We start from the raw sequence: 24572 nt of genomic DNA, 5'->3' as shown, positions 1-24572 counted from the left end.
TTAATTATAGTAGGTTAAAGGTAAAGTAAAATAAAAAGTAGAGCCAGACCCATATTTGCTTTCAATGCCAACATTCCCATTATGTTGCCTGATAATCTCAGAACAGATATATAAGCCAATTCCTAATCCCTGAAATTTAACAGAGGTTTCTTCAACTCTGTAAAACTTATCAAAAAGATTTTTTTGATTGTTTTCCAATATTCCAATTCCAAAATCAATAACGCTAACTTTTACAAAATCTCGAATAATTTCTGTTTTTACCAGAATCTGCTCTGTATCCGGCGCATATTTTATAGCATTGGTGAGATAGTTAATAAGAACTTGTTCTATTCTAGTTTCATCACCCAAAATTTCTCTGCCGAGGGCTTCTCCATCCTTAACTATCTCTATTTTTAAATTACCATAAGTATGGTATATCGTATTAATGACATTATCTATCAGATCATCCAGTAAGAATAGCTTTTTATTAAGCTTTAATTTCCCATTCTCTATTTTTGAAATGTCCAATAAATCGGTAATCAGACTTTGTAGCTTATCCAATTGTGACTGCACCCTGCTGATATATGTTTTCGCAGGCGTTTCTTCAATATCAACTAAATTACGTTCAAGAAGTTGGACATAGGCCTTTATACTTGTAAGCGGTGTTTTAAGTTCATGACTGGCTATACTCAAAAACTCATCTTTTTTCTTCTCTATTTGTTTTTGATCCTCAATATCTGTAAAGGTTCCAACCCATTTTACTACTTTCCCGTCTTCTTTTATAGGTACAATTCTCAATAAATGGAACCTGTAGGAGTCTCCATTGATTTTTTTAATTCTAACTTCCATTTCCAGAGCATTATCTGTCAACATGGCAATGGACCATTCTTGAAAAATATCTTTGTCTTCGGGATGTACCGGGGGGAAGCTTCTGTCCGTTACAGCGTAACTAAACCATTTCTTATTAACAAAATCTATTGTCCCTTCAGCAGTAGCCGTAAAAGCTATCTGAGGCAGCGACTCTAATGTAAAATGTAAATGTTCTACTTTTTTTCTAAGTTCTTCTTGTACATTTTTCCTAATCTCTATCTCCGATTGCAGGTTTTTTTGTGTTTCGTTTAATATTAATGTCTGCTCATAAAGCTTATAGAATGTCTTTACTTTTAACAAAAGGATATCCGGATCTACTGGCTTAGTAACATAATCAATTCCTCCTGAAGCATAGCCTTTTGTGATAAATTTTTTATCCTTATTTACGGCAGATAAAAAAATGATGGGAATATTCTTTGTTTTATTAAATCCTGATAATGTTTCGGCTACTTCAAATCCATCCATGCCGGGCATCTGTACATCCAGAATAATCAAGGCATAATTGTTTTTAAGTACTTTTTTGAGAGCTTCCTCTCCTGACATTGCCGTATCTACAGAAAAATTTTTTAACTCGAGAAGTTTTTTGAGCGAATAAATGTTTTCTGCTTTATCGTCAACAATTAATATCATAGTTACTTAGAGCGTCTTAATTAGAATAAAATTTAATGATTTAAGTTCAGCATAGCAGTTTTATATACAAAAACTACTCCAAAAAATAGATTTATTATGCTTGCATAATGTTTTTTAGTTTATTATATTTGTTAAAACTACTATAACCCAATAACTATTTTAACATGAAGCATCAAGAAACCATAGACTATTTTTTAAAGGTTGTTTGGCAAAACATTGCCAACAAATATAATAGTATTGCTTCTGAATTTGGAATTACACAATCAGTTGGTTATTTATTAATCAATATACACGAAGAAGAAGGCACAACCGTATCGGAAGTTGCTTCGCTATTGGGTCTTAAATCTACAAGTCTGAGCAGAATGTTAAACAATTTGGAAAGGGATGGGTTGATATATAGACAAAGCCATCAAACGGACAAACGCTCTGTAAAGGTTTTCTTAACAGATTTGGGTAAAGAAAAAAGGCATTTAGCAAGAGTCGTTGTTAGAAAATTCAACGACTATTTAAATCATAATATCGCAGAAACAGATAAGGAGCATTTAATTGAGTCCTTGAAAAAGATAAATAAGTTAACAACAGATTATCAACCATAATCTATATTCATTTTATGAAAAGAACTATTAAAAAAGTCGCTGTTTTAGGTTCTGGAATCATGGGGTCTCGCATAGCCTGTCACTTTGCCAACATTGGCGTAGAAGTTTTATTGTTGGATATAGCACCTAAAGAACTAACTGCTGCAGAACAAGCCAAAGGATTAGATTTATCAGACAAAAGAGTAAAAAACAGGATTGTCGATAGTTCTTTACAAAATGCATTAAAATCCAATCCGTCTCCTATTTACAGTAAATCTGTTCTTCATCAAATCAGCACAGGAAATTTTGCTGACAATATGAAAGATATAACCTCATGCGACTGGATAATAGAAGTTGTAGTTGAGAATCTGGAAATAAAAAAATCTGTTTTTGACCAGGTTGAACAATACCGGAAACCTGGAACTCTTATTGCATCTAATACCTCTGGCATCCCTATCCATTTAATGGCAGAAGGAAGAAGCGAAGATTTTAAAAAGCATTTTTGCGGAACGCACTTTTTTAACCCTCCAAGATATCTCAGACTTTTAGAAATTATACCTACACCTTATACAGATCCCGAAATAATAGATTTCCTACTGGAATACGGAGATCTTTATTTGGGAAAAACAACTGTTTTGTGTAAAGATACACCTGCTTTTATAGCCAATAGAGTAGGAGTATTTTCTATTATGTCTTTACTTCATTTGGTACAAAAATTAGACTTAACGGTTGAAGAAGTTGATAAATTTAGCGGACCAGCATTAGGCCGTCCTAAATCTGCTACATTTCGTACATCAGATGTGGTTGGTTTGGATACAATGATTAACGTTGCTAATGGCTTAGTCCAAAATGCACCCAACGATGAATCTAAAGATGCATTTGTACTTCCGGATTATGTTAAAAAGATGCAGGAAAACAAATGGCTGGGAGACAAAACCAGTCAGGGTTTTTACAAAAAAGTGAAGGACAAAGACGGAAAGTCAGAAATTTTGTCGTTAGATCTTAAAACCTTAGAATATAAACCGCAGCAAAAAGTAAAATCTACGACTTTAGACGAAACAAAAAAAATAGATAATCTACAAGAGCGAATGCGTGTCTATGCGAAAGGAAAAGATAAAGCTGGTGAATTCTTCAGAATTTCTTTTGCAGGTTTGTTTGAATATGTTTCAAATAGAATTCCGGAAATATCCGACGAATTATACAGAATAGACGATGCTATGCGAGCTGGCTTTGGCTGGGAATTGGGACCTTTTGAAGTATGGGATGCGATTGGTGTAAAAGAAGGAATTGAAATTATGGAACAACATGGCAAAAAACCTGCTTTATGGGTAAATGACATGTTAAGCTCTGGAAATGCATCTTTCTACAAAATAGAAAACGGAATAAAACAATATTACGATATACCTACTAAAACTTACAAGACCATACCGGGTCGTGATTCCTACATTATTTTAGATAATATACGGCCAACAAAAACCATTTGGAAAAATAAAGGAACTACCTTAACCGATTTAGGAGATGGCATCTTAAACCTTGAGTTTCATACAAAAATGAATACGATTGATGGAGAGGTTCTGGCTGGAATTAACAAAGCGATAGACATAGCTGAAAAATCTTATAAAGGGCTTGTTATCGGCAATGACGCTGCTAATTTCTCTGCCGGAGCAAATGTGGGAATGATATTCATGATGGCCGTTGAGCAAGAATGGGATGAGGTAAATATGGCTATTAAAATGTTCCAGGATACTTCTATGCGAATACGTCATTCTGCTATTCCGGTTATTCTGGCCCCGCATAATTTAACATTGGGTGGAGGTTGCGAATTCTGCCTGCATGCAGACCATGTACAGCTTTATGCAGAAACGTATATGGGACTGGTTGAATTTGGTGTTGGTTTAATTCCTGGTGGCGGTGGCAGCAAAGAATTTGCTCTCAGGGCCTCCGATGAATTTAAAGAAGGACAGATAGACCAGAATATATTAAAGGACAGGTTCTTAACAATAGCCATGGCTAAAGTATCTACTTCTGCGCTTGAAGCTTTTGAATTAGGTTATTTACAAACCGGAAAGTTCTCGATAACCATGAACAGGGATCGCCTTATTTCAGATGCAAAAACGAAGGCTTTGGATCTGGCCAATGCTGGTTATTCAGCACCTGTTCCAAGGAAGGATGTTAAGGTCCTTGGAAATTCGGGATTGGGTATGGTTTATGCCGGCGCTAATAGTATGAGATCTGGAAACTATATTTCCGAATACGATCAAAAAATCTCTCAAAAACTAGGATATGTAATGTGCGGAGGAGATTTATCTGCTCCTACCATTGTTAACGAACAATATCTCTTAGATCTGGAAAGAGAAGCCTTTGTTTCTTTATGTACAGAACGTAAGACACTAGAAAGAATTCAAAGCATAATTACAGGAGGTAAACCGTTGAGGAATTGATTGAGAGATTTAAGTATTGAGATGTGAGTATTGCGTATTAAGACCTTGCATATTTGACAATAGAAAAGTATTAAAAAGGACATTAGACTTTATAATTATGCACAATATTAAAGAGTTGAAAATCTGGAATAAGTCAATAGATTTAGCAATTGATATTTATGAATCAACTGCTAAATTTCCACCTGATGAAAGATTTGGATTAACTTCTCAGGCTCGCAGATGCGCTATTTCAATATCTTTAAATATTTCTGAGGAAACAGGACGAAATACAAAAGAAGAATTTAAGCAGTTTTTAGGAATAACCAATGGCTCATCCTACGAATTAACTCAAATAGTAATCGCTAATAAGCTAGAGTTTATTGACGATATATCAACAGAAAAGATTCTCAATAAAATAGATGAAATTCAAAAAATGAATTGTAAACTTCAAAAATCATTAGAAAACATTTAAAATATTATAAAGTCCATCTCTAATATCAAGACAACATACAAGCAATCTCAATACACACTACTCAAATCTAGATAATAATATGGAAGCATACATTATAGCAGGATACCGAACAGCAGTAGGAAAAGCTCCACGCGGCGTCTTCAGATTTACAAGGGCAGATGATCTGGCTGCCGATGTTATAAAAGGTTTGGTTGCTTCTGTTCCAAACTTAGATATAAATCGTATAGACGATGTTATTGTGGGCAATGCAACTCCCGAAGCCGAGCAAGGTTTAAATATTGGTCGTATGATTTCCCTTATGGGATTGAGTACAGATAAGGTACCTGGCGTTACTGTAAACAGATACTGTGCGTCGGGTCTCGAAACTATTGCTACCGCAGTGGCCAAAATTAAAGCAGGGATGGCCCATTGTATTATAGCTGGTGGCGTAGAAATAATGTCTGGAATGCCGTTTGGTGGAAATAAAATTGTACCGAATGCTAAAGTAGCAAAAGAGAATCCAGATTGGTATTGGGGTATGGGCCTTACAGCCGAAGCTGTGGCTAAAGAATTTAATGTAAGCAGAGAAGACCAGGATCAGTTTGCTTATAATTCCCACAAGAAAGCAATTGCCGCTATTGAGAATGGACATTTAAAAGACGGTGTACTGCCGATTACAATACACGAGACTTATTTAGACGAAAATCTGAAAAAGAAAACAAGAGAATTTGTTGTAGATACCGACGAAGGCCCCCGAAAAGACACCAATCCAGAAGCATTGGCTAAATTGAAACCTGTTTTTGCTCTAAACGGCTCTGTTACTGCCGGAAATTCTTCCCAAACTTCGGATGGGGCTGCATTTGTTCTGGTCGTATCTGAAAAAATGCTTAAAGAATTAAATGTACAGCCCATAGCCAGATTAATAAGTTATGGGATTGCAGGAGTTCCGCCCAGGATTATGGGAATAGGCCCCATCGAAGCCATTCCGAAAGCTTTGAAAATGGCGAATATGAATCTCAATGATATAGATCTGATAGAACTGAATGAAGCATTTGCCTCTCAATCATTAGCTGTTATACGCAATTTGGATATTGACACCAATAAACTAAATGTAAATGGTGGAGCGATTGCTTTAGGGCACCCACTTGGTTGTACAGGAGCAAAACTTACTGTTCAGATTTTAAACGAGCTAAAACGCACTAACCAAAAATACGGAATGGTTACCATGTGTGTCGGAACCGGACAAGGTGCTGCAGGAATTTTTGAGTTACTATAAAGATATAACACTAACTAACAATACGATGATAATTTAGGAGCCCCAGGTTCCTAAATTTTTCATCCATAAAAAATTAAACCATGCAAAATGCAGTTCAATCTTTAAAAGGTGGTGAATTCATCATTAAAGAAACCGAAGCCAAAGATATTTTTATCCCGGAAGAGTTCGACGAAGAACAATTGATGATAAAAAAGACTTGCGAAGACTTTCTGCAAACAGAAATCTACCCAAAATTAGAGGAGATTGATCAGCAGGAAGAGGGATTAATGCAGTCTTTAATGGACAAGGCCGGTGAGCTCGGACTGCTGGCTGTTTCTATTCCCGAAGAATATGGTGGTTTTGGAAAAAACTTTAACACTTCCATGTTGGTGACCGATGTTATTGGAGCAGGACATTCCTTTGCTGTCGCCTTATCTGCCCATACAGGAATAGGTACCTTACCCATTCTTTATTATGGAAATGAGGAGCAAAAAAATAAATACATTCCAAAACTGGCGTCAGGTGAATTAAAAGCTGCTTATTGTTTAACCGAGCCTAATTCCGGATCTGATGCCAATAGTGGCAAAACCAAAGCTAGTTTAAATCCCGAAGGAACCCACTATCTTATAAATGGGCAAAAAATGTGGATTACAAACGGTGGATTCGCAGATATTTTTATCGTCTTTGCAAGAATTGAAGATGATAAAAACCTGACGGCTTTTATTGTAGAAAGAAATTTTGGCGGTATCAGCATGAATCCCGAGGAACATAAAATGGGAATAAAGGGATCTTCTACCCGGCAAGTATTTTTTAATGATTGCCCTGTACCTGTAGAAAATATGCTTTCGGAAAGAGGTAACGGGTTCAAAATAGCTGTTAATATTTTGAATATTGGTCGGATAAAATTAGGTGCGGCTACCATTGGATCATCTCGTAAAGTCATCAATACTGCTATTAATTATGCTAACGAACGTGTTCAGTTTGGATTACAAATTTCAAAATTTGGAGCAATACGCTACAAACTTGCGGAAATGGCAACCCGCAATTTTGCCATAGAAAGTGCTACCTATAGAGCTGGACAAAATATAGATGACGCTTATGAGAGATTAATAACATCGGGGATGGATTCTGGCAAAGCTAAGCTAAAATCTACGGAAGAATTTGCGGTAGAATGTGCCATCATTAAGGTATGGGGATCAGAGATGCTGGATTATATTGTGGATGAAGGCGTCCAGATTTACGGCGGTATGGGTTTTTCTGCCGAAGCACCAATGGACAGAGCATACAGAGACAGCCGAATAAACAGAATTTTCGAGGGAACAAATGAAATTAACAGATTGTTGATTGTTGATATGCTTTTAAAAAGGGCAATGAAAGGAGAATTAGACTTAATGACTCCTGCGCAGGCTGTAGCCGGAGAATTAACATCTATCCCGGACTTTAATATCGCTGAAGATGGCTCATTGTTTTATGCAGAAAAGAAAATCCTCAAGAATTTAAAGAAAGCAGGATTAATGATAGCGGGCGCCGCTGTTCAGAAACTCATGATGACGCTAGCAAAAGAACAGGAAATATTAATGAATATTGCCGACATTATCGGATATGTATATGTTGCAGAATCAACATTGCTTCGAGTAGAGAAATTAGTTAATCTTAAAGGTGAAGAAGCGGTTTCCGGACAAATAGATATAATGAAAATTTATATACAGGAAGCAGTAGATAAAGTTCACCTTGCTGGAAAAGAGGCGTTAAATTCTTTCGCAGATGGCGATGAACTGAATATGATGATGATGGGATTAAGGCGTTTTACAAAAACTTCTCCTTTTAATATAAAAGAAGCCCGACAACGCGTTGCAAAAAAATTAATAGAAGCTAATAAATATTGTTTCTAAACAGGATGATGCTACCGATTAACTGCTATTTTCTGGTAAGAGCACAAAGCATTTTATATGTCAGCTTTGTGCTTTTTTGTTATTTCTGACACATTTTAGTCCTTTCCTACTCTAAACAGGAGCATTTTGGGATTCTTCTATTTGATGTGAGTAATTTCAATGCACCTCTTTTCATAAAAAAATTACATATACTCACAAAAGGAACTGTATCACATAAACAGCAAATTGGCGTATAGACTAGGTCTTAAAAAATGTTAAATGTTAGATTTATCTAAAAAGATAAATAAATTTGTAAGTAGAGTTATGAAAAATTTGTTGGTATCTGTTGCGGTGCTGTGTAGTATGTTTATCTTTGGGGCTTGCTTAAAGTCTGAAGAAACGGCAAATCCTCAAATGGAGTATCAGGCTCAGTTAAATAATGATGAGATGCTAATTAGTAAGTTTCTGGTGGAAAAAGGCATACCCGCCACTAGAGATGCATCGGGAATTTACTTTTATAGATACGAGCAAAATAAAAGTCAAGGCGAAAAGTATAGTTACAATCCAAATACAATTATTACTGTAAAATATACAGGCAGGCTTCTAAACGGAACTATCTTTGACTCTAGAGACAAAGAAGCTCAATTTAAACTAGCTGATGTAATATTAGGCTGGCAAATAGGAATACAATTAATGCAAAAAGGAGAAAAAATACGTTTAATCATTCCTTCGGTATATGGTTACGGAAATAAGAGCCAAGGCATTATACCTGCTAACTCTGTTTTAGATTTTGATATAGAATTAATAGATATACAATAGAAAATGATAAAGAAATTTTTAGGTCTGATACTTACCTTCTCTATTTTATTAGGCGCATGTACTAAAGAAACAAGAACTTTAAAAGAAATAGAGGAATTAAGTATTAATGACTTCCTAACTAAAAACAATCTTACTTCTCAGTTTAAGAAAGACAGCACTGGTTTTTATTATAGTACATTAAGAACCGGAGAGGGAGATACTTTGCAAAATTATAATCAGGTATTCTTTCTAATGGACTTAAAGACTTTAGAAGGCGCTAATGTTACAACGACAGGCGCATTAATTACCTCAACTGACACATATTCTTATATGCCTAATCTTAACTCTGCAAAGGGCGGATTTATTGGCTATATTACACCTATCGGACTTAGAAATGTCCTCCTAAAAGCAAAGTATGGAGAAAAGGTAAGAGCATTATTACCTTCATATATCATGTTCGGAAAAGACGGGTACAGTACATTAATTAAAGGAAATACTATTCTTGATGCGACTATAGATATTATAAATGCAAAAACGCAGACTGCCGCAGAAGACACATTAATTAATAGATACATTAAGACCTTGAGTCACGTTTATACTAAAGACGAAGAAACTGGCCTCTATTATAAAATAGTAAATGAAGGAACAGGGTCACAAATTGCCATCGGATCATCTGTTAAGGTGGTTTACGCAGGGAGATTTTTTAATGGTACGGTGTTCGATTCGTCAAGTAGAGAAACTCCTTTTGAAACGACAATTTACAATGGAAGCCTGATCACAGGTTGGATAGAAGGCATCCAAAAGATAAAAAAAGGCGGGCACATTAAATTAATTCTACCTTCTTACTTAGCTTATGGATCAAATGGTGGCAGTACAATCCCTCCAAACACTCCATTATTTTTTGATATTGAAGTTCTAGCCGAATAAAATTATATTGGCAAATTCTTTGATAGTATAGTAGAAAACAGCGTACTATCATGAAAAAGAAATTTTTAATCGGTTTATCAGCATTTGCTTTTGTACTTCTATACACCACTAGCATTAATGCGCAGGATAAAGTAGAAAAAGCCGCAGAAAATACCGGAAAAGCAATTGAAAAAGGTGCCAAGGCGGTAGGAAAAAAAACAGCCGAAGTAGCTTCTAAAGGAGTTTCAAAAATTGCCGATCAAACGTATAGAGGGAAGATGGCTCCTGATGGCTCCAACGTTTATATAGATGGAAATAACAAAAAATATTACATCAATAAAAAAGGCGAAAAGGTTTATTTAAAGCCTTCTCAAATAAGAGACAGACCAAAGAACCAACATTAAATAAAAAAGGGAAATCATTGATTTCCCTTTTTTATTTATGCGTTGAATTTATATCCAACTCCTCTTATAGTCTGAAGATATTCAGGCCTATCCGGATTTTCTTCAATTTTCTTTCTCAAGCGTACAATATGCATATCCAATGTACGTGTATTAACATCAGAATTGTATCCCCATACCTCTAACATTAAGTCATCACGGCTGATTACCTTATTTACATTTTTCAGAAAATACAATAAAATTCTATTTTCCAAAATGGTAAGCTCTATCTTTTTACCATTCTTAATAATAGAATGAATGTGCGGATGATGCTCCATATCTCCAAACCGGGATATTTCATGCTTATCATTATTAACTAAAAACTTAACCTTACTGTCTAACATTGCAACTAAAACATCCATATTAAATGGTTTGGTTACATAGTCTGACACGCCAAAATTGTAAGCATCTATTTTGTCCAGATCCTGGGCTTTGGCAGTCATCATTACAACCAATCCTTCGTATCCCTTGGCTCTTAAATTCTTACATATTTCTGACCCTTGTACACCAGGCAGCATCCAGTCTAATAAAACAATTTCCGGATTTTCTTTTAACACCAACTCTTCTGCATCACTCCCATTCCCTGTTTCTACAATTGAGTATCCCTCTGTTTTTAAACGATGAACAACCAAAAACCTTAAATTTTCATCATCTTCAATAACTGCTATTTTATTGTTTTTCTGCATATTATTTATTGATATAAGGTAGTTCCACTATAAATTCAGAACCTTTACCCACTTTGCTGTTTACGGTAATATTACCTTTCATTAAGTTAACAAGTTCTTTACAAAAAGCCAAACCTAAACCAATACTTCCTTGCTGATTATATTGACTCTCTATTCTATAAAATTTCTTAAATATATTATCAATTTCTGTTTTTTCTATACCTATTCCCTTATCTTTAAAACTAAACACGATATTTTTCTTACTCCTGGATACCGTTATCTTCAAATATTTTTGTTGAGGATTGGAATATTTATAAGCATTTTCGATTAAATTCTGATAAATACTAGTTAACAACACCGGATCAGATATAAATGTTTTCACGCTTCTTTTAACATCCAAATCAATTTTATAATCCGGATATTTTAACTGATATCCGTTAATAATATTTTGAGAGAATGCTTCCAATTCTATTTCAACCTGCTTGATATTAATGGTTTTATTTTCAATCTGGGTAAAAGACAGCAACTTATTCATTAACTCATTCAACTTATCGGCTTCTTCGTCCAATATTTTCCCATAATGATTCAGTTCCTGCATACTAAGCTCATGCGCACTTCTAATATTATTTCCGGCAATCTTAATAACCGCTACGGGAGTCTTAAATTCGTGAGTAAGGTTATTTACAAAGTCATATTGAAGTTTAAAAAGTTTTCTGCTCATACGAAAGTTCCTATAAATCAGAAAAGTTATGATTATCATAATAGCATATATAAAAAATACTCCAAATGCTATCGGTAAAAAACGCCTGTTAACTTCTCTTTTTAAGTATAACTTACTGCTGGTAAAATATAGCTTATATCCCGAAAAAGCCCCGGGGAGTGGCATACTGGTATTTAAATAGTTAGGATTTTCGAATATAGATTCAAAAGAAAGCTCCTCAATACTAATATTCTGGTAAAGATTAGGATGCCTATTGATAATCTTAAGCTTATATGGATTTAGTTCGAAAGAAAACAAGTCTTGTTCATAAACCGGATATTTTTTATTTGGATTATTCATAATTTCCTGAAAGGCGCTAATTTCCTGCCTTCTGGGAACACTCATATAACTTATTTTATTAGGTGAGAAACTATAAAATGTTTTAAAAATGGTTTCATTACTTACATTTTTAGTAGTATCGGCAGACTCTATGAAAGCAGCCATTTTAAGACCTATATTATTAAATTCGTCTGCATTACTAAGACTCAATTTTCCGGGCTTCCTGCTATCATAAATTACTCCTGAACCCGGAGGTACTTTTTTTCCAAATTTATATACGTTTTTAATTCCAATTCCTAGGTTCCTCACTGCAATTCCATGCAAAATGTCTCTGTTAGACACATAAGAATCATAAAATATTATGGTTTCTACAAATGGATATTTGTCTAAAACAGTATTAGCGTATCTTGCCGCAGAAAGTGAATCTAAGAAACCCTGGTAATATGAAATTTCGGGAATAGTTTGCTGGAAGAACGCTTCATAAGGTGACATTGAATCTTCCAGAATATCTATTTTAAGTGAGTTAAATTCGCTCTGAACTTGCCTTTTTGTTAAATTATGTCCCAATCCCAACGCCACTATCAGCGAGACTGAAAGCAGTATCAAAAATAAGATAATCAATAATCTATTTTTTTGGAAATTCAGTCTGTCTGCTCTCATAAGCACTTATTTCAAATACCTTGCAAAGAATGCTTCTACAGTATTATAAAAATGAATTTTATTTTCGAATTTACTAATTCTCTGCCCTTCTTCATCTCTTACTATATATTCTACGTTGTTATTGTGTTTTTTCAACTCTTTGACAAACTGAGTCACCTCACTAAGATTACCTCTTGAATCTTTTCCTCCCTGAAAGAAAAGTAAAGGTATATTTAGTTTTCCGCTATTAAATATTGGAGATGCAGATTTAATATAATCGACATCCTTTTCTGGGCTTCCAATTAACTCTTCAATAACCGGCTTATGTGGCTTATAGTAATCCGGAGTACTTTTGATATAGGTAAACAGATTCATAATACCAGCATAAGAGACTACAGATTTATAGAGTTTTGGCTGCTGAATAGCGAGATTAAGTGCCGCAAATCCGCCAAACCCTTTTCCAAAGGCTACAATCCGGCTAGAATCTATCTTTTTATTTGCGATTAACCAGTCTACACCATCTGATATATCTGCATGGATATTACCATTCCACTGTTTAAGTCCCGCTCTAAAAAATTCTTTTCCATATCCGGTAGACCCCCGGAAATTAGGCTGAAAGACAGCATATCCCCGACTCGCAAAAAATTGCACTTCCGGATCATATTCCCAGTTGGTTCTCTTATATGGACCAGAGTGTGGCATAACAATTAACGGCGGCAATTGCTTACCTCCTTTAGGCAAGGTTAAATAACCATGGATCTGAATTCCTTCTTTATTCTTATAACTGATAGGGACCATACTATTCATTCTTTCTTGAATTATTTGAGCATTGACATCTCCTAACTTCGTTAACTGATTCTGTTTAGATTTATATAAATAATAGGATCCGGGCACTTTATCACTATAGGCTTTTAAAATGATATTTTTTTCAGACTCATCATGGTCAATAATTTCTATAACCTCCGTTCCTAACTTTTTGTTCAGGTTCTTGTAATAAGTTTCAATACCAGGAAACAAAAAATGTCTTTTTTCCTTTGCCAAGCCCGTTGAAAAATAAATAATCTGGTTGGTCCTTGCCGAATAAACCACATTCAGAATATCCGTATTCGGATTTTCATATATTATTCTTTGCTCTTTACCAGTACTGCAATCTATTTCTACCAAAGCATATTTATCTCTTTTTATATTAGATAATGCATATAAATGGTGCCGCTTTCCTTTAACAAATAATATTGGTTTAATGTTAGTAGTAAAATGATTTGAAATAATCTTCCTGAAGTCCTCTTCGTTTGTTTCTCTATAATACCAATTCTCATTTGTATCTTCACTCCCTCTGGCCAATCTGACGATATTATCTTCATCAGCAAACCACTCAAGAACATGACCAGGATTATTGACTATAACTTCCTTCTTGCCTGAAGGTACGTTTAGCTTGTACACATCGGTACGCTCAGGATCCCTGTCATTCATAGCAAAAAGTACCGAAGTATTATTCGGAGGATTACTTTTTTGAATAAAATCAATTTTTGTAACGCTATAACTCAGCACCACTTCTTCTAATTTATTCCCATCGCGCTGTACAGTATACATCCCGAAATCTTTGCACCCAGCATCTTCAACTATCAAACACAAAAAGTCATTGCCTACCCAACAATAATCCCGGATAGATTTTCCTTCAAATGAAGTTAGTTGTGAATGATTTCCATTCGAGATATTATGAATAAAAAGGTTTTTTTCACCATTTTGGTTTTCTTTAAGAGAAGAAACATATTTACCGTCTGGAGATATTTTAAAAAAAGAAGATTCGGAGTTTTTAAAAAATGTTTCTGCCGGAATTTTTTCTTTGTAGCTATCTCCCCTGCAACTGAAAAGCAGCAAGGCCAAACCAGCAAATACATATCTTAGTAGAAAATTTCGAGTCACTGGATCAATTTTATGAATATTAAATGCGAATAAACCGTAACTTTCAAATTAACTAAAACTTCAATAAACGAGGGCAATACAAAAAGTAACAAATAAGTTATATTAATATAATCTCAAAAATATATTTTATATTATTGAGTGTGAAAAAAACGGTACTTATCCTTTTCTCAATACTCAGTCTTGGCCTATTAACCTATGCACAAGACAATGATAATTTCATGCATGCTCAGCAGTTTTTCATAAATGGCGAATACGAAAAAGCAAAAAAGATATACGAGCGACTTTATCAGCAAAGAGATTATAAAAATCTCGCCTTTGAAGGTTATATTAATACACTATTAAAATTACGGGAGTATGATACCGCAGAAAAAATTATAAAAAAAGACTTAAGGGAAAATCCCGCAAACCCGAACAATAAAGTTTCGTTAATCCAACTTTACATAGAAAAAGGTGACAAAAATAATGCCGACAAGTACCTCCAGGATTTGTTGCAAAAACTTCCTGTCGACAACTTTTCAATAAGTCAAATTGCAAATGGATTTTACAGAATAAATCAATTTGAATACGCTGCAAAAGTTCTAAATTCCGGTCGGAAAGTTCTGAACAATCAAACACTTTTTTCGTTCGAACTAATTAATTTATATCGCTATTTACGTCAAAAAGATCTTCTCACGCAGGAGATATTAAACATTATAGAATTACAACCTGATTATCTGCCTACCGCTAAATCCAGTTTAAGCAGAGTTTACGAAAACAACCAGGATTACCAAACTCTAAAAAGCATTCTATTGCGGAGAATTCAAAAGAACACCAGCAGCATTGCCTTAAGTGACCTGCTAGCTTGGACCTATGTGGAATTAAAAGAATACAACTTTGCCCTTATACAAGCCATTTCCATTGACAAGCGTTTAAACGAAGATGGAAGCGCTATTTTTATGCTCGCTTCTGTTTTAAAGAACAATTACGAATATGAATATGCACAAAAAGCACTGGATTATATTATTTCGAAAGGAAAAACCAATCCGTTTTATATTTCTTCACAAATTGAATTGCTTAAATTAAAGCAATTACAAGCAGAAAAGAAGGGGCTGGTAAAAACCGATCTATCTTCTTTAGAAGCTGCTTATGAATCCGTAATCCATGAATTCGGTCAAAATCAACGCACTTTATTTGCTATTTTGGAACTTGCAAAATTAAAAGCAAACCAGCTTAGCAAAGTAAATGCAGCAGATAGCCTGTTGACAAATGCTCTAAATATACCACGTTTAAGCGCTGGCGAACTGGCTCAAATTAAATTAGAACTTGCAGACATAAATATACTGAATAACAACCCCTGGGAAGCATCTTTACTATACGGACAAATTGAAAAATCGCTTCCGAATACTATCCTGGGGCAAGAAGCAAAATTTAGAAATGCTAAACTTTCCTTTTACAATGCAGATTTTAAATGGGCAAAAGCTCAATTAGACGTATTAAAAGCTTCTACTTCACAATTAATAGCTAATGACGCCCTGGATTTAAGTCTTCTAATTCAGGATCATTTTGATGAAGATAGTGTAAATAGTGATCTTCAAAAATATGCAAAGGCGGAATTTTTTCGAGAACAGCATTTATACGAAAGAGCTTTATCCAGTCTGGACAGCATTCTGCTGCGCTCTCCACTCACTAAACTGGCCGACGATATACTCTTAAGCAAAGCTAAAATATATACATCTCTGCAACAATTTCAGGAAGCTATCTCTGCTTACAAGAAATTACATGAAGCATATCCGGCGAGTATTTGGGCCGATGATGCACTCTATCATTTAGGAATTCTTTACCAGGACAAATTGGAAGATTCAAAAACGGCAAATGCATACTATGAAAAATTAATGAATGAATTCCCCGGCAGCTTATATATCAGCGATGCCAGAAGGCGCTTCCGGCGTTTACGAGGTGATTCGCTGTAAACTAAAAAAGGTGAATTTCCGATTCAATAGATTAACTTTGCAGAATGATTATTTTCAATGTAACAGCAATTGTTGATGAAAAAATACAAAAGGAGTTTCATCATTTTATGCATCATATATACATTCCTGCTGCTTTAGCCAGTCATAAATTTCATGAAGCAAAATTATTTAAATTAACAGAACCCGTGAATGAAGGAGTTACCTATTGTGCACAATGTTTTGCAAATAGCAGACAGGAATTAGAAGAGTTCAGAGACGAACACCTTCCCAACCTTCAGGAATTATTAATGCAGCAATTCCCTAATCAGGTACTATTTTTTCCCAGTGTTTTAGAATTATCAAATCCATTATAATGAACTTTATAGAAAGTCCTATTAAGGACCTTATCATCATCGAACCGAAGATCTGGAAAGATGATAGAGGCTATTTTTACGAAAGCTACAATGAAAAGCTATTTAAAGCAGCAGGTATAGATACAAATTTTGTACAAGACAACCAATCTCTTTCTCAAAAAGGAACGTTAAGAGGTTTACATGCACAAGCCAACCCATATGCTCAGGGGAAACTGGTAAGGGTCATACAAGGAAAAGCTATTGATGTAGCTGTAGATATAAGGAAAAACTCACCAACTTATGGACAATATTTCTCCATTGAGCTTTCCGGAGAAAATTTTACTATGTTCTGGATTCCTCCAGGCTTTTTACATGGTTTTATAACTTTAGAAGACAACACCATTTTTCAATACAAAGTAACAGGAATGTATGACAAAGCGTCGGAAATCGGTGTTATTTGGAATGACGAAGATCTAAAAATAGATTGGCAATTTGATACGGATAAAGTTATTTTATCTGAGAAAGACAAACAACTTGTCAATTTTAAAGATCTGAGAAGCCCTTTTTAACTGGAAAAAAAAGCGAAGAAATAGAAAGAGCACAGGATCAATATATAGCCTGTGCTTTCTTCAATTTATTAGTCTGTCTTAATTTAGCAAATTGTATAATTCATCCAGTTTTGGAGACAACACAATCTCAATTCTTCGGTTTTTACTTCTTGCGTCAGCAGAATTATCAGAACTGATTGGCTGATATTCACCTTTTCCGGTAGCAATAATCCTGTTTGGAGATATTTTTTGTTCAGTGGTCAAAAATCTCACAACAGAAGTGGCTCGGAGCACACTCAAGTCCCAATTATCTTTAATCTGTCCCAGATTGACTACTCTCTGGTTATCTGTATGCCCTTCCACCGCAATATTAATTTCTGGTTGTGTATTTAATATTACAGCTAACTCATGTAACGCCTGTTTTCCCCTTTCGTCTATAACAATACTACCAGAAGCAAATAGCAATTTATCTGTTAAAGAAACATATACCTTCCCATCTCTCATTTCTACGGTCAAACCTTTATCCTGGAAACCTAGCAATGCTTTTTGTAATTTATTCTTCAAGGCGTTGCTGGCTTCATCCCTCTTCTTAATCATATCTTCAACTTCCTTAAGTCTTTGCTCCCTCCTTTTTAAGTCTGCAGACAGCTTATTTATTTCCGATGAGCTGTTAGACCTCAGTGTTGCGTAATTACCTCTTAAATCGTCTAATTCTTTATTCAAACCGGAAACTTTCTGGTGAAGATTTGCTGTATCTCTTTTTAATCTGGCCATTTCTTCTTCTAATGACTCAATTTTAACCTGTGCAGTTCCCCAACCTCCTGATAGCGAATCCTGATCAGACAATAATTTCTGGTACTTCTTTTTAGACATGACTACACATGAGCTCAGTAAAAGCGCAGAAAAAGCAAACGTTAATAAGATTTTAATTCTCATAATTATTCTAATGCTCTATTTAAAAAATGATTTAATGGTTTGATTAACTTTAGTCCTCGGAGCAATTCTTTAACCCCTTTTTCCGTTTCCCAACTTTTATCCTCAAAATGCTTTATACAGATAAAACTTTTTAGCTTCAGAATTTCAATATAGGGGTGGTCCTTGTCATAGCCTTTTGGATTTGTTTTAAGTACATCTTCTCTACTTAATTCTCCAAAGAAATCTTTGAAATTTTTATCTTCCAGGATAGACAAAAATTCAGAAGTACCATAGTCTATTTCTTGTCTAACCGCACTAAGCTGTTGAGCAGACGGTCTCCAATATCCGCCACCAATATAATTATTGTCTGGCTCTATATGAATAAAATAAACTGGCCCCTCTTTCATTCGATCTTCGGCAATAATGATAGCGAAGTTATTCTTATATGGCGCTTTATCCTTGCTAAACCTTACATCCCGATAAATACGCAATACGCATTTTTTTACGCTGGTATCAACGGGTACCGCCGAATCAAAACTACTTATCTCGTTAATTAAAAACGCTGCAAATTCATCAACATTTTCTTTTGCTATTTCGTACAAACTTTTATTTTTATCAAACCACTCGCGATTGTTATTCTTTCTTAACAACTTAAGAAATTCATATACATCTTTTTTAATCGTGATCATAATCTGGTCTATAACTAATTTTTGGAGACAATAAATGCAATAATATCACTCTTGAATATCTAAAATTCAGTGGTGCTGTAATAAAACTTGCCACTAAAATTGTAGTAATATAAATCCACGGTGATTTTTCTTCTTTAGTAATGATATAGGTCAAAATTCCGATAGTTACACCTAAAGCCACGTTTATAGCATAGCTGATATACATAGCAGCATAAAAATATCCTGGTTCTATTTCATACTTTAACCCACAATGAGGGCAGTGTTCATACATCTTCTGAGACTTTATTCCATACATACTATTTTGGAAAACATCGCCTCTTCTGCATCTTGGACATTTGGCATGCAGCATTGCCTGTAGTTTAGGTGTACCAGCCATAAGAATAATATTAAATGTATATTAGATTAAACCAACATAATTTAATCTAATAAATGGAAAAACCTGCAATTAAGCAGGTTCAAGTCCTAATTTAAATTAATTTTTTCTTTTTTGATATCGATAGTTATATCTTTTTTCCGGTATTTTTTATACCACAAAAAACCGATGGCAGCCACGGCAATATATGGTGCCGCTAACAAATACATTATACCCTTATTCAAACCTTTAGCGGTACTATCCCCTGAGTTTATATTAGACTCAACGGTAGATTGGCACATGGCGCACTGTGCATTACTATTCAAAGGTGTTATAAACATAGCCAGACTGAAACCAGCACTTGCCAAAAATATCTTTACCTTTTTCATATCATTAAAATTGATAATATGGGGAAATCATTAAATAAACTACCACTCCAGTTATCGTCACATATAACCATACCGGGAAGCTGTATCTTACCAGTTTTCGGTGTTTCTCTACGTTCATTTGTAAACCTCTGTAAAAGCTTAAAAGAATTAAAGGAAGCACAATAGCAGCCAGAATGATATGTGTTACTAATATAACGTAATAAATATACCTTACATTGCCTGCCGCTGTAATTTCTTCAGCCTCCAAAATTCCATTTCCATTTAAATCGCCAAACTTGGTTTCGGGAGCAAAATAGTGGAATACAATATAAGAAATAAGAAACAGAGAAGAGAGAAAGAATGCAAAAAGGTTTATCCTTTTATGTACTCGTATGTTTCCTTTTTTTATAAAATAAAATGAAATTAACAGCAATATGGTACAAGTACCATTAATAATTGCATTTAACTTCGGAAAAAAATAAATATAAGACGGTGTTTCTATTGTTACAGGAATAATCTTTCTGTTCAAAATCACTACAACAAGAAACACAAATATTGAAACGGCAGTAATAAGCCTGAAAATAACTTTATCATTCATAACTATTAGGGCATCTTTCTTAGCTCTTCGGTTATCAGCACTTTAATCTGGTCATTTAAAGATTTCATATCCTCAGGTTGCAAACTATTATAATAACCTCTGATTCTATGCTGTTTGTCTAAGAGAATAATTTTTTCAGATAATATGTATTTATCGCCTTCTTTAAATGCATTTACAAAAAAACCTCGTGATGATAGTGGATAAACAGTAGTCGTATCTGTTGACACAAAGTCCCACTTTCCTGGTTTTGCTTTAAACTGATTCGCAAAGCTTCTTAATATTTTTCCCTGGTCATACTCCGGATCAATGGAAATAGATAACAAGCGGATCATTTTATTTCCAATATACCGATTGTGTAACCAATCGAGTTGTTTATTCATTTCTTCACCCAATTTTTCTGATTTTGTGTAGAAGAAACTTGCTATTATTATATGGTTTGTTACCGTTCCAAAATCAAAGGGATCTCCATTCTGATTTATTCCTTTAAAGGCTGGAACTTTGTGATAAAGTGTATCGGGTATCTTCTCTCCGCGTTTTGTAGTAAACGTTTCCAACACCGTTTTTGGTCCATAAAATGGAAGCGGTTTATACCTGTTTTTACCTTTGTCCTGTAGTAAATAATATAAAAATCCTGGTACCGCTAATATGGCTACCAGGATTAATATCTTCTTTAAAGGAAATTGCTTCCTCATATCATCCAAAGTGTCTGGTTATATGCTGATACCCACCTTCAACTAACAAAAGTATAATAAAGTAGATAATGAAAATGAAAGATACTGCTATAGAAACTATCAGACCATATTTTTCAAATTTCAAGTGCATAAAATACGCTATAATGTAGTATGCTTTTAATAGCGTTAAGAATATATAAATAAAGTTCTTTATACTGTGTCTTAACATTGTTTCTGGTATAGCTAAAGCTATAATGAACTCAATAACCGTTAATACCAGCAAGATAAAGAATACTTGCCAAATCTTTCCTTTACTCATTGATGCATGCTCATGCCCTTCTGCATGCTCTATATTTGAATTTTGAGACATATTCTATAATGCTATAAGATTAAACCAAATAAAAGAATGTAAATACGAATACCCAAACAAGGTCTACAAAGTGCCAGTATAAACCCACTTTTTCCACCATTAAATAAGAACCTCTTTTCTCGAAAGTTCCATTCATAGCCATTATGAGGATAATGACGTTTAAAATAAGTCCGGTTGTAACGTGGAAACCATGAAAACCTGTGATAGTAAAGAAAAGGTTCGCAAACTGTAAGGTACTTACATAATCTGAGCCTAAAGTAGTCATCACTTCTGCGCTCGGAACACTTCCCCACCAAAAACCTGTGTGATGTAAATGGCTCCACTCCAGGGCCTGACAGCCTAAGAACATCATACCACCAATAATAGTGGCAATCATCCATCCAACAACTTCTTTCTTTGAGTTCCTATGCCCTGCTTCTACAGCTAGAACCATAGTTACAGAACTCATAATCAGTATAAAGGTCATGATACCCACAAATACCAATGGGGCACCACTATCCATAATTCCCGGAATAGACTGGAAAACGATATCTGGATCAGGCCAGGTCAAATTACTGAATCTTTGCGCTCCATAATAAACCAGGAATGCTGAGAATGTAAAGGCATCAGAAACCAGGAAAAACCACATCATTATTTTTCCGTATTCTACGGAAAAAGGCGACTTACCCCCACTCCATGGAGTACTTTTAACTTCGTCTAATTTTGCTACTGTAGTATTCATTAAAATTGTTGGTTGTAAATTCTTTAATTAAAAATTTTACTGATTCAAAAGTAAGAAAAGGTACAAATATATCCATAAGATATCTACAAAATGCCAGAAAATAGAAGTGATTTGCATCCTAAAACTATTAATGACATTTGGTAATTTACCATAACTGCTTACAAGCGCAGTTATGATTATTATTAATCCTGCTAATATATGCAATATATGTAGGAATGTAAATGCGTAAACAAAACTAATGCTTGCATTAGAGTTTATAAAATACGCTCCTAATCCTGTCCAAATTTTCCATCCGTAAATCTGCATAGCGATAAAGGCAATACCCAGAAAGAAGGTAAGCCAAAGCCCTATCCTTTGGTTTGCAAAATTCAGACGCTTTGTTTGCTGAGAGGCCCAATACAATGTAAGACTGCTTAAAATAATTACAATCGTACTATAGCCAAAAATTTTCGGGAGCTGAACATTCAATACTCTGCCAGATCCGGTATACACTATAAAACCACTGGTTAAACCAGCAAAAAATATGGTTGATGAGATTAAAAACAGCCACATGATAAATTTTTTGGGCTGAAGGTTATATCTATCTATTTCATTATTCGCGTTTTGCATAATCATATTAGTTCAAATTAAACAATAATACCAATTGCACTACAGGCAGATATATGAAACTTGCAAACATTAATTTCCTTGCAGAATCTATGTCTAATTTCATAAATAATTTTATTGCTAACCAGGCAAACCAGATTCCTATAACAAGTGACACTACCGCAATAATATTGCCACCAAATCCGTATATAGTTGGTAATAAGCTCACAGGAATTAGCAATAATGTACTGGCTAAAGTAAAACCTGCACTTATCTTATCTCGCTTTGTAGTGGGTAACAAACGGAAACCTGCCTTCTTATAGTCATCGTCTAACACCCAAGCAATTGCCCAAAAGTGCGGAAACTGCCATACAAATTGAATAGCAAACAGTATAATAGCTATTTGATAGTCCATTACTTCGAACTCCGTTGTATGTCCTAAAGCTGCCAAATATCCAATAAGTGGTGGTAATGCTCCGGGAATAGCTCCGACAAAAACAGCTATAGGAGATTTTCTTTTTAAAGGGGTATAAGCAAAAGCATAAAGCAAAATACTGAAAACTGATATGAATCCCGTTTCAAGATTAAGTATCAATAATAATCTTGTACCTATAATTCCCATCACCAAACCTAACACCAAGCCTTGTCCGGTTGTCATGCGCCCCGCTGGCATTGGACGGTCTTTGGTTCGGGTCATTAGTTTATCTAAATCCTTTTCAATAATTTCATTAAAACAGTTAGCAGCTCCGGTTACTAAAAACCCACCAACAATCAGTATTAACCAGTTTTTCCAGTTAATATGATCAATATTGGCTCTTTCAATCTGTATCTTCTGACCAATCAGAAATGTAACAGAAGCAGAGAAAACAACCAACAATGTCAGTCTTAACTTTACTAAATTTTTAAAATCTTTAATGAATGTTTTCAATTCTCCCCCATCTTTACAGATGCTTTTCTAAGCATCAACAACAAATAAAACTGTGCACCAAACATTAATGTAGCCAATACCATGTGCAGTGCCTGAGCAGCTGGTGGCATAGCAAAGAAATTTAAAATAACTCCTAATAAGTATTGTAAGGCGACTAATAACAATCCATATATCGCAAATCTTAATTGTGTCTGACCTACCTTATACTTCTTAACCAATAAAAAGATAAGCACACTTGAAGCAACAACAGACAATGCAAGTAATTTATGATTCAGATAAATTTCTCCTGTATGTTGTAACCATTCGCCTCTTGCCATAGAAGGGTTAAACTGAATGATCGCATCTATCGTTTCTCTTAATTCTGTACCAATAATAATTTGAGCGAAGCATAATAGCAGAGAAGCCCAAACAACTATCTTTAACAAATTAGATGACTGTAAAGCCAGAACACTGGTATCACATAACGATCTTGCATAGTGGTACGTGTATATTGCCAGTGCTAAAATAAGTACGGCAACTATCATATGCACCGTAATGGTCCATGCCAGTAAATTGGTAGAGACTACAATGGATCCTAACCATGCCTGAAACCCTAATAAGATTAAGTTAATAAAGCTTATTACAAAAATTCTAGTATGCGCTTTTAAATAAGCAAACGATCCAATAAATGTCAGCAAAACGAATATACCAGTTATGGCGCCAACCAATCTATTGGCATATTCGGTATAAGTCTTGGTTACATTAAACTCTTCGGGGATCTTTATGGATTCATCATGACGAACTTTATAGGCCAGATCATGATATCCCATCTTATCCAGCATATTTGCAAATTTGTTATTCTTAGCCAAGCGTTGCTCGACATATCTTTGCTGATAATCTTCCGGAAGATGAGAAACGTCTGTAGGAGGAATATAATGATCAAAACATTTCGGCCAATCCGGACACCCCATTCCAGCTCCGCTACTTCTAACAATCCCACCTGCCAAAATCACTAAAAAAAGGAAAACAATAGTATAAAAATTATACTTAATAAACCTTTTTTCTCTTTTCTGATCCATTACTTTATATAATGATGGGGTATCTTG

26 protein-coding genes are annotated in these 24572 nt (G+C 34.7%); 11 read left to right on the top strand and 15 right to left on the bottom strand.

Annotated elements, in window-relative coordinates:
* Window positions 1-1479: an ATP-binding response regulator gene (locus ABWO41_RS00200; protein ID WP_353131842.1), complete on the bottom strand. Its 1479-nt coding sequence runs from the start codon at window positions 1477-1479 to the stop codon at window positions 1-3.
* A gap of 164 nt (window positions 1480-1643) precedes the next feature.
* On the opposite strand from ABWO41_RS00200, the gene ABWO41_RS00195 reads away from it, so the two are divergent.
* The 8 genes from ABWO41_RS00195 to ABWO41_RS00160 all read left to right on the top strand — a co-directional run bounded on the left by ABWO41_RS00195 (window position 1644) and on the right by ABWO41_RS00160 (window position 10159).
* Entirely contained in the window at window positions 1644-2075 is a 432-nt protein-coding gene (locus tag ABWO41_RS00195; protein ID WP_353131840.1) for a MarR family winged helix-turn-helix transcriptional regulator, read from the top strand.
* Between the two features lie 14 nt (window positions 2076-2089).
* Complete coding sequence (locus ABWO41_RS00190; RefSeq protein WP_353131838.1) at window positions 2090-4495, top strand: 3-hydroxyacyl-CoA dehydrogenase/enoyl-CoA hydratase family protein; 2406 nt, start codon at window positions 2090-2092, stop codon at window positions 4493-4495.
* A gap of 97 nt (window positions 4496-4592) precedes the next feature.
* Complete coding sequence (locus ABWO41_RS00185; protein ID WP_353131836.1) at window positions 4593-4946, top strand: four helix bundle protein; 354 nt, start codon at window positions 4593-4595, stop codon at window positions 4944-4946.
* A 79-nt stretch (window positions 4947-5025) separates the two neighbouring features.
* On the top strand, window positions 5026-6201 hold the full coding sequence (locus ABWO41_RS00180; RefSeq protein ID WP_353131834.1) for an acetyl-CoA C-acyltransferase: 1176 nt from the start codon (window positions 5026-5028) through the stop codon (window positions 6199-6201).
* 80 nt (window positions 6202-6281) lie between these two features.
* The gene (locus ABWO41_RS00175) at window positions 6282-8072 is read left to right on the top strand and encodes an acyl-CoA dehydrogenase FadE (protein ID WP_353131832.1); all 1791 of its coding nucleotides are present in this window, start codon (window positions 6282-6284) and stop codon (window positions 8070-8072) included.
* A 258-nt stretch (window positions 8073-8330) separates the two neighbouring features.
* Entirely contained in the window at window positions 8331-8870 is a 540-nt protein-coding gene (locus ABWO41_RS00170; RefSeq protein WP_353131830.1) for an FKBP-type peptidyl-prolyl cis-trans isomerase, read from the top strand.
* 3 nt (window positions 8871-8873) lie between these two features.
* Complete coding sequence (locus tag ABWO41_RS00165; RefSeq protein ID WP_353131828.1) at window positions 8874-9776, top strand: FKBP-type peptidyl-prolyl cis-trans isomerase; 903 nt, start codon at window positions 8874-8876, stop codon at window positions 9774-9776.
* A 50-nt stretch (window positions 9777-9826) separates the two neighbouring features.
* On the top strand, window positions 9827-10159 hold the full coding sequence (locus ABWO41_RS00160; RefSeq protein ID WP_353131826.1) for a hypothetical protein: 333 nt from the start codon (window positions 9827-9829) through the stop codon (window positions 10157-10159).
* 35 nt (window positions 10160-10194) lie between these two features.
* Here ABWO41_RS00160 and ABWO41_RS00155 read toward each other — a convergent pair whose 3' ends face one another.
* The 3 genes from ABWO41_RS00155 to ABWO41_RS00145 are packed head-to-tail and all read right to left on the bottom strand — an operon-like array spanning window position 10195 to window position 14461.
* On the bottom strand, window positions 10195-10881 hold the full coding sequence (locus tag ABWO41_RS00155; RefSeq protein WP_353131824.1) for a response regulator transcription factor: 687 nt from the start codon (window positions 10879-10881) through the stop codon (window positions 10195-10197).
* Window position 10882: 1 nt separating this feature from the next.
* Entirely contained in the window at window positions 10883-12559 is a 1677-nt protein-coding gene (locus ABWO41_RS00150) for a sensor histidine kinase (RefSeq protein WP_353131822.1), read from the bottom strand.
* A 6-nt stretch (window positions 12560-12565) separates the two neighbouring features.
* Window positions 12566-14461: an alpha/beta hydrolase family protein gene (locus tag ABWO41_RS00145; protein WP_353131820.1), complete on the bottom strand. Its 1896-nt coding sequence runs from the start codon at window positions 14459-14461 to the stop codon at window positions 12566-12568.
* A gap of 140 nt (window positions 14462-14601) precedes the next feature.
* On the opposite strand from ABWO41_RS00145, the gene ABWO41_RS00140 reads away from it, so the two are divergent.
* Genes ABWO41_RS00140 through rfbC form a run of 3 tightly spaced genes read left to right on the top strand, consistent with a single transcriptional unit; the run spans window position 14602 to window position 17311 of the window.
* The gene (locus ABWO41_RS00140; protein ID WP_353131818.1) at window positions 14602-16410 is read left to right on the top strand and encodes a tetratricopeptide repeat protein; all 1809 of its coding nucleotides are present in this window, start codon (window positions 14602-14604) and stop codon (window positions 16408-16410) included.
* 44 nt (window positions 16411-16454) lie between these two features.
* On the top strand, window positions 16455-16763 hold the full coding sequence (locus ABWO41_RS00135; protein ID WP_353131817.1) for a DUF4286 family protein: 309 nt from the start codon (window positions 16455-16457) through the stop codon (window positions 16761-16763).
* The gene (gene rfbC, locus ABWO41_RS00130; RefSeq protein WP_353131815.1) at window positions 16763-17311 is read left to right on the top strand and encodes a dTDP-4-dehydrorhamnose 3,5-epimerase; all 549 of its coding nucleotides are present in this window, start codon (window positions 16763-16765) and stop codon (window positions 17309-17311) included. Before ABWO41_RS00135 ends, rfbC begins: the two co-directional genes overlap by 1 nt.
* A gap of 78 nt (window positions 17312-17389) precedes the next feature.
* On the opposite strand, the gene ABWO41_RS00125 is transcribed toward rfbC, so the two are convergent.
* The 11 genes from ABWO41_RS00125 to ABWO41_RS00075 form a co-directional block, all read right to left on the bottom strand.
* Window positions 17390-18226, bottom strand: a complete 837-nt coding sequence (locus tag ABWO41_RS00125) for an OmpA/MotB family protein (RefSeq protein ID WP_353131813.1) — start codon at window positions 18224-18226, stop codon at window positions 17390-17392.
* 2 nt (window positions 18227-18228) lie between these two features.
* Window positions 18229-18894 (bottom strand): DUF2461 domain-containing protein, encoded by a 666-nt coding sequence (locus tag ABWO41_RS00120; RefSeq protein WP_353131811.1) that lies wholly within the window; start codon window positions 18892-18894, stop codon window positions 18229-18231.
* Window positions 18881-19270, bottom strand: coding sequence for a DUF983 domain-containing protein (locus tag ABWO41_RS00115; RefSeq protein WP_353131809.1), 390 nt, complete (start codon window positions 19268-19270; stop codon window positions 18881-18883). Before ABWO41_RS00115 ends, ABWO41_RS00120 begins: the two co-directional genes overlap by 14 nt.
* 86 nt (window positions 19271-19356) lie before the next feature.
* A complete protein-coding gene (locus tag ABWO41_RS00110; RefSeq protein WP_353131807.1) occupies window positions 19357-19635 on the bottom strand; it encodes a CAMCR motif-containing small membrane protein in 279 nt (92 codons plus the stop codon).
* Window positions 19636-19639: 4 nt separating this feature from the next.
* Window positions 19640-20212 (bottom strand): DUF420 domain-containing protein, encoded by a 573-nt coding sequence (locus ABWO41_RS00105; protein ID WP_353131805.1) that lies wholly within the window; start codon window positions 20210-20212, stop codon window positions 19640-19642.
* Window positions 20213-20217: 5 nt separating this feature from the next.
* Window positions 20218-20904 (bottom strand): SCO family protein, encoded by a 687-nt coding sequence (locus ABWO41_RS00100; protein ID WP_353131803.1) that lies wholly within the window; start codon window positions 20902-20904, stop codon window positions 20218-20220.
* Between the two features lies 1 nt (window position 20905).
* A complete protein-coding gene (locus ABWO41_RS00095; protein ID WP_353131801.1) occupies window positions 20906-21253 on the bottom strand; it encodes a cytochrome C oxidase subunit IV family protein in 348 nt (115 codons plus the stop codon).
* Between the two features lie 19 nt (window positions 21254-21272).
* The gene (locus ABWO41_RS00090; RefSeq protein ID WP_353131799.1) at window positions 21273-21974 is read right to left on the bottom strand and encodes a cytochrome c oxidase subunit 3; all 702 of its coding nucleotides are present in this window, start codon (window positions 21972-21974) and stop codon (window positions 21273-21275) included.
* 36 nt (window positions 21975-22010) lie between these two features.
* A complete protein-coding gene (locus ABWO41_RS00085; RefSeq protein WP_353131797.1) occupies window positions 22011-22583 on the bottom strand; it encodes a cytochrome c oxidase subunit 3 in 573 nt (190 codons plus the stop codon).
* A 7-nt stretch (window positions 22584-22590) separates the two neighbouring features.
* Window positions 22591-23487, bottom strand: coding sequence for a heme o synthase (gene cyoE / locus ABWO41_RS00080; RefSeq protein ID WP_353131795.1), 897 nt, complete (start codon window positions 23485-23487; stop codon window positions 22591-22593).
* The gene (locus ABWO41_RS00075) at window positions 23484-24545 is read right to left on the bottom strand and encodes a COX15/CtaA family protein (protein WP_353131793.1); all 1062 of its coding nucleotides are present in this window, start codon (window positions 24543-24545) and stop codon (window positions 23484-23486) included. Before ABWO41_RS00075 ends, cyoE begins: the two co-directional genes overlap by 4 nt.
* Window positions 24546-24572 lie beyond the last annotated feature (27 nt).

The sequence above is a fragment of the Pseudopedobacter sp. genome, assembly GCF_040392825.1.
Taxonomy (GTDB): domain Bacteria; phylum Bacteroidota; class Bacteroidia; order Sphingobacteriales; family Sphingobacteriaceae; genus Pseudopedobacter.
The sequence above is the reverse complement of the archived record's forward strand: the minus strand, read 5'-3'. Positions and strand labels throughout refer to the sequence as shown.

Coding starts and splice junctions, on each gene's coding strand:
- ABWO41_RS00120 (WP_353131811.1), bottom strand. CDS start 18,894: ATGATCACGATTAAAAAAGATGTATATGAATTTCTTAAGTTGTTAAGA.
- ABWO41_RS00135 (WP_353131817.1), top strand. CDS start 16,455: ATGATTATTTTCAATGTAACAGCAATTGTTGATGAAAAAATACAAAAG.
- rfbC (WP_353131815.1), top strand. CDS start 16,763: ATGAACTTTATAGAAAGTCCTATTAAGGACCTTATCATCATCGAACCG.
- ABWO41_RS00075 (WP_353131793.1), bottom strand. CDS start 24,545: ATGGATCAGAAAAGAGAAAAAAGGTTTATTAAGTATAATTTTTATACT.
- ABWO41_RS00125 (WP_353131813.1), bottom strand. CDS start 18,226: ATGAGAATTAAAATCTTATTAACGTTTGCTTTTTCTGCGCTTTTACTG.
- ABWO41_RS00170 (WP_353131830.1), top strand. CDS start 8,331: ATGTTAGATTTATCTAAAAAGATAAATAAATTTGTAAGTAGAGTTATG.
- ABWO41_RS00190 (WP_353131838.1), top strand. CDS start 2,090: ATGAAAAGAACTATTAAAAAAGTCGCTGTTTTAGGTTCTGGAATCATG.
- ABWO41_RS00105 (WP_353131805.1), bottom strand. CDS start 20,212: ATGAATGATAAAGTTATTTTCAGGCTTATTACTGCCGTTTCAATATTT.
- ABWO41_RS00160 (WP_353131826.1), top strand. CDS start 9,827: ATGAAAAAGAAATTTTTAATCGGTTTATCAGCATTTGCTTTTGTACTT.
- ABWO41_RS00150 (WP_353131822.1), bottom strand. CDS start 12,559: ATGAGAGCAGACAGACTGAATTTCCAAAAAAATAGATTATTGATTATC.
- ABWO41_RS00090 (WP_353131799.1), bottom strand. CDS start 21,974: ATGAATACTACAGTAGCAAAATTAGACGAAGTTAAAAGTACTCCATGG.
- ABWO41_RS00095 (WP_353131801.1), bottom strand. CDS start 21,253: ATGTCTCAAAATTCAAATATAGAGCATGCAGAAGGGCATGAGCATGCA.
- ABWO41_RS00110 (WP_353131807.1), bottom strand. CDS start 19,635: ATGAAAAAGGTAAAGATATTTTTGGCAAGTGCTGGTTTCAGTCTGGCT.
- ABWO41_RS00155 (WP_353131824.1), bottom strand. CDS start 10,881: ATGCAGAAAAACAATAAAATAGCAGTTATTGAAGATGATGAAAATTTA.
- ABWO41_RS00195 (WP_353131840.1), top strand. CDS start 1,644: ATGAAGCATCAAGAAACCATAGACTATTTTTTAAAGGTTGTTTGGCAA.
- ABWO41_RS00115 (WP_353131809.1), bottom strand. CDS start 19,270: ATGGCTGGTACACCTAAACTACAGGCAATGCTGCATGCCAAATGTCCA.
- ABWO41_RS00085 (WP_353131797.1), bottom strand. CDS start 22,583: ATGCAAAACGCGAATAATGAAATAGATAGATATAACCTTCAGCCCAAA.
- ABWO41_RS00200 (WP_353131842.1), bottom strand. CDS start 1,479: ATGATATTAATTGTTGACGATAAAGCAGAAAACATTTATTCGCTCAAA.
- ABWO41_RS00165 (WP_353131828.1), top strand. CDS start 8,874: ATGATAAAGAAATTTTTAGGTCTGATACTTACCTTCTCTATTTTATTA.
- ABWO41_RS00175 (WP_353131832.1), top strand. CDS start 6,282: ATGCAAAATGCAGTTCAATCTTTAAAAGGTGGTGAATTCATCATTAAA.
- ABWO41_RS00180 (WP_353131834.1), top strand. CDS start 5,026: ATGGAAGCATACATTATAGCAGGATACCGAACAGCAGTAGGAAAAGCT.
- ABWO41_RS00185 (WP_353131836.1), top strand. CDS start 4,593: ATGCACAATATTAAAGAGTTGAAAATCTGGAATAAGTCAATAGATTTA.
- ABWO41_RS00100 (WP_353131803.1), bottom strand. CDS start 20,904: ATGAGGAAGCAATTTCCTTTAAAGAAGATATTAATCCTGGTAGCCATA.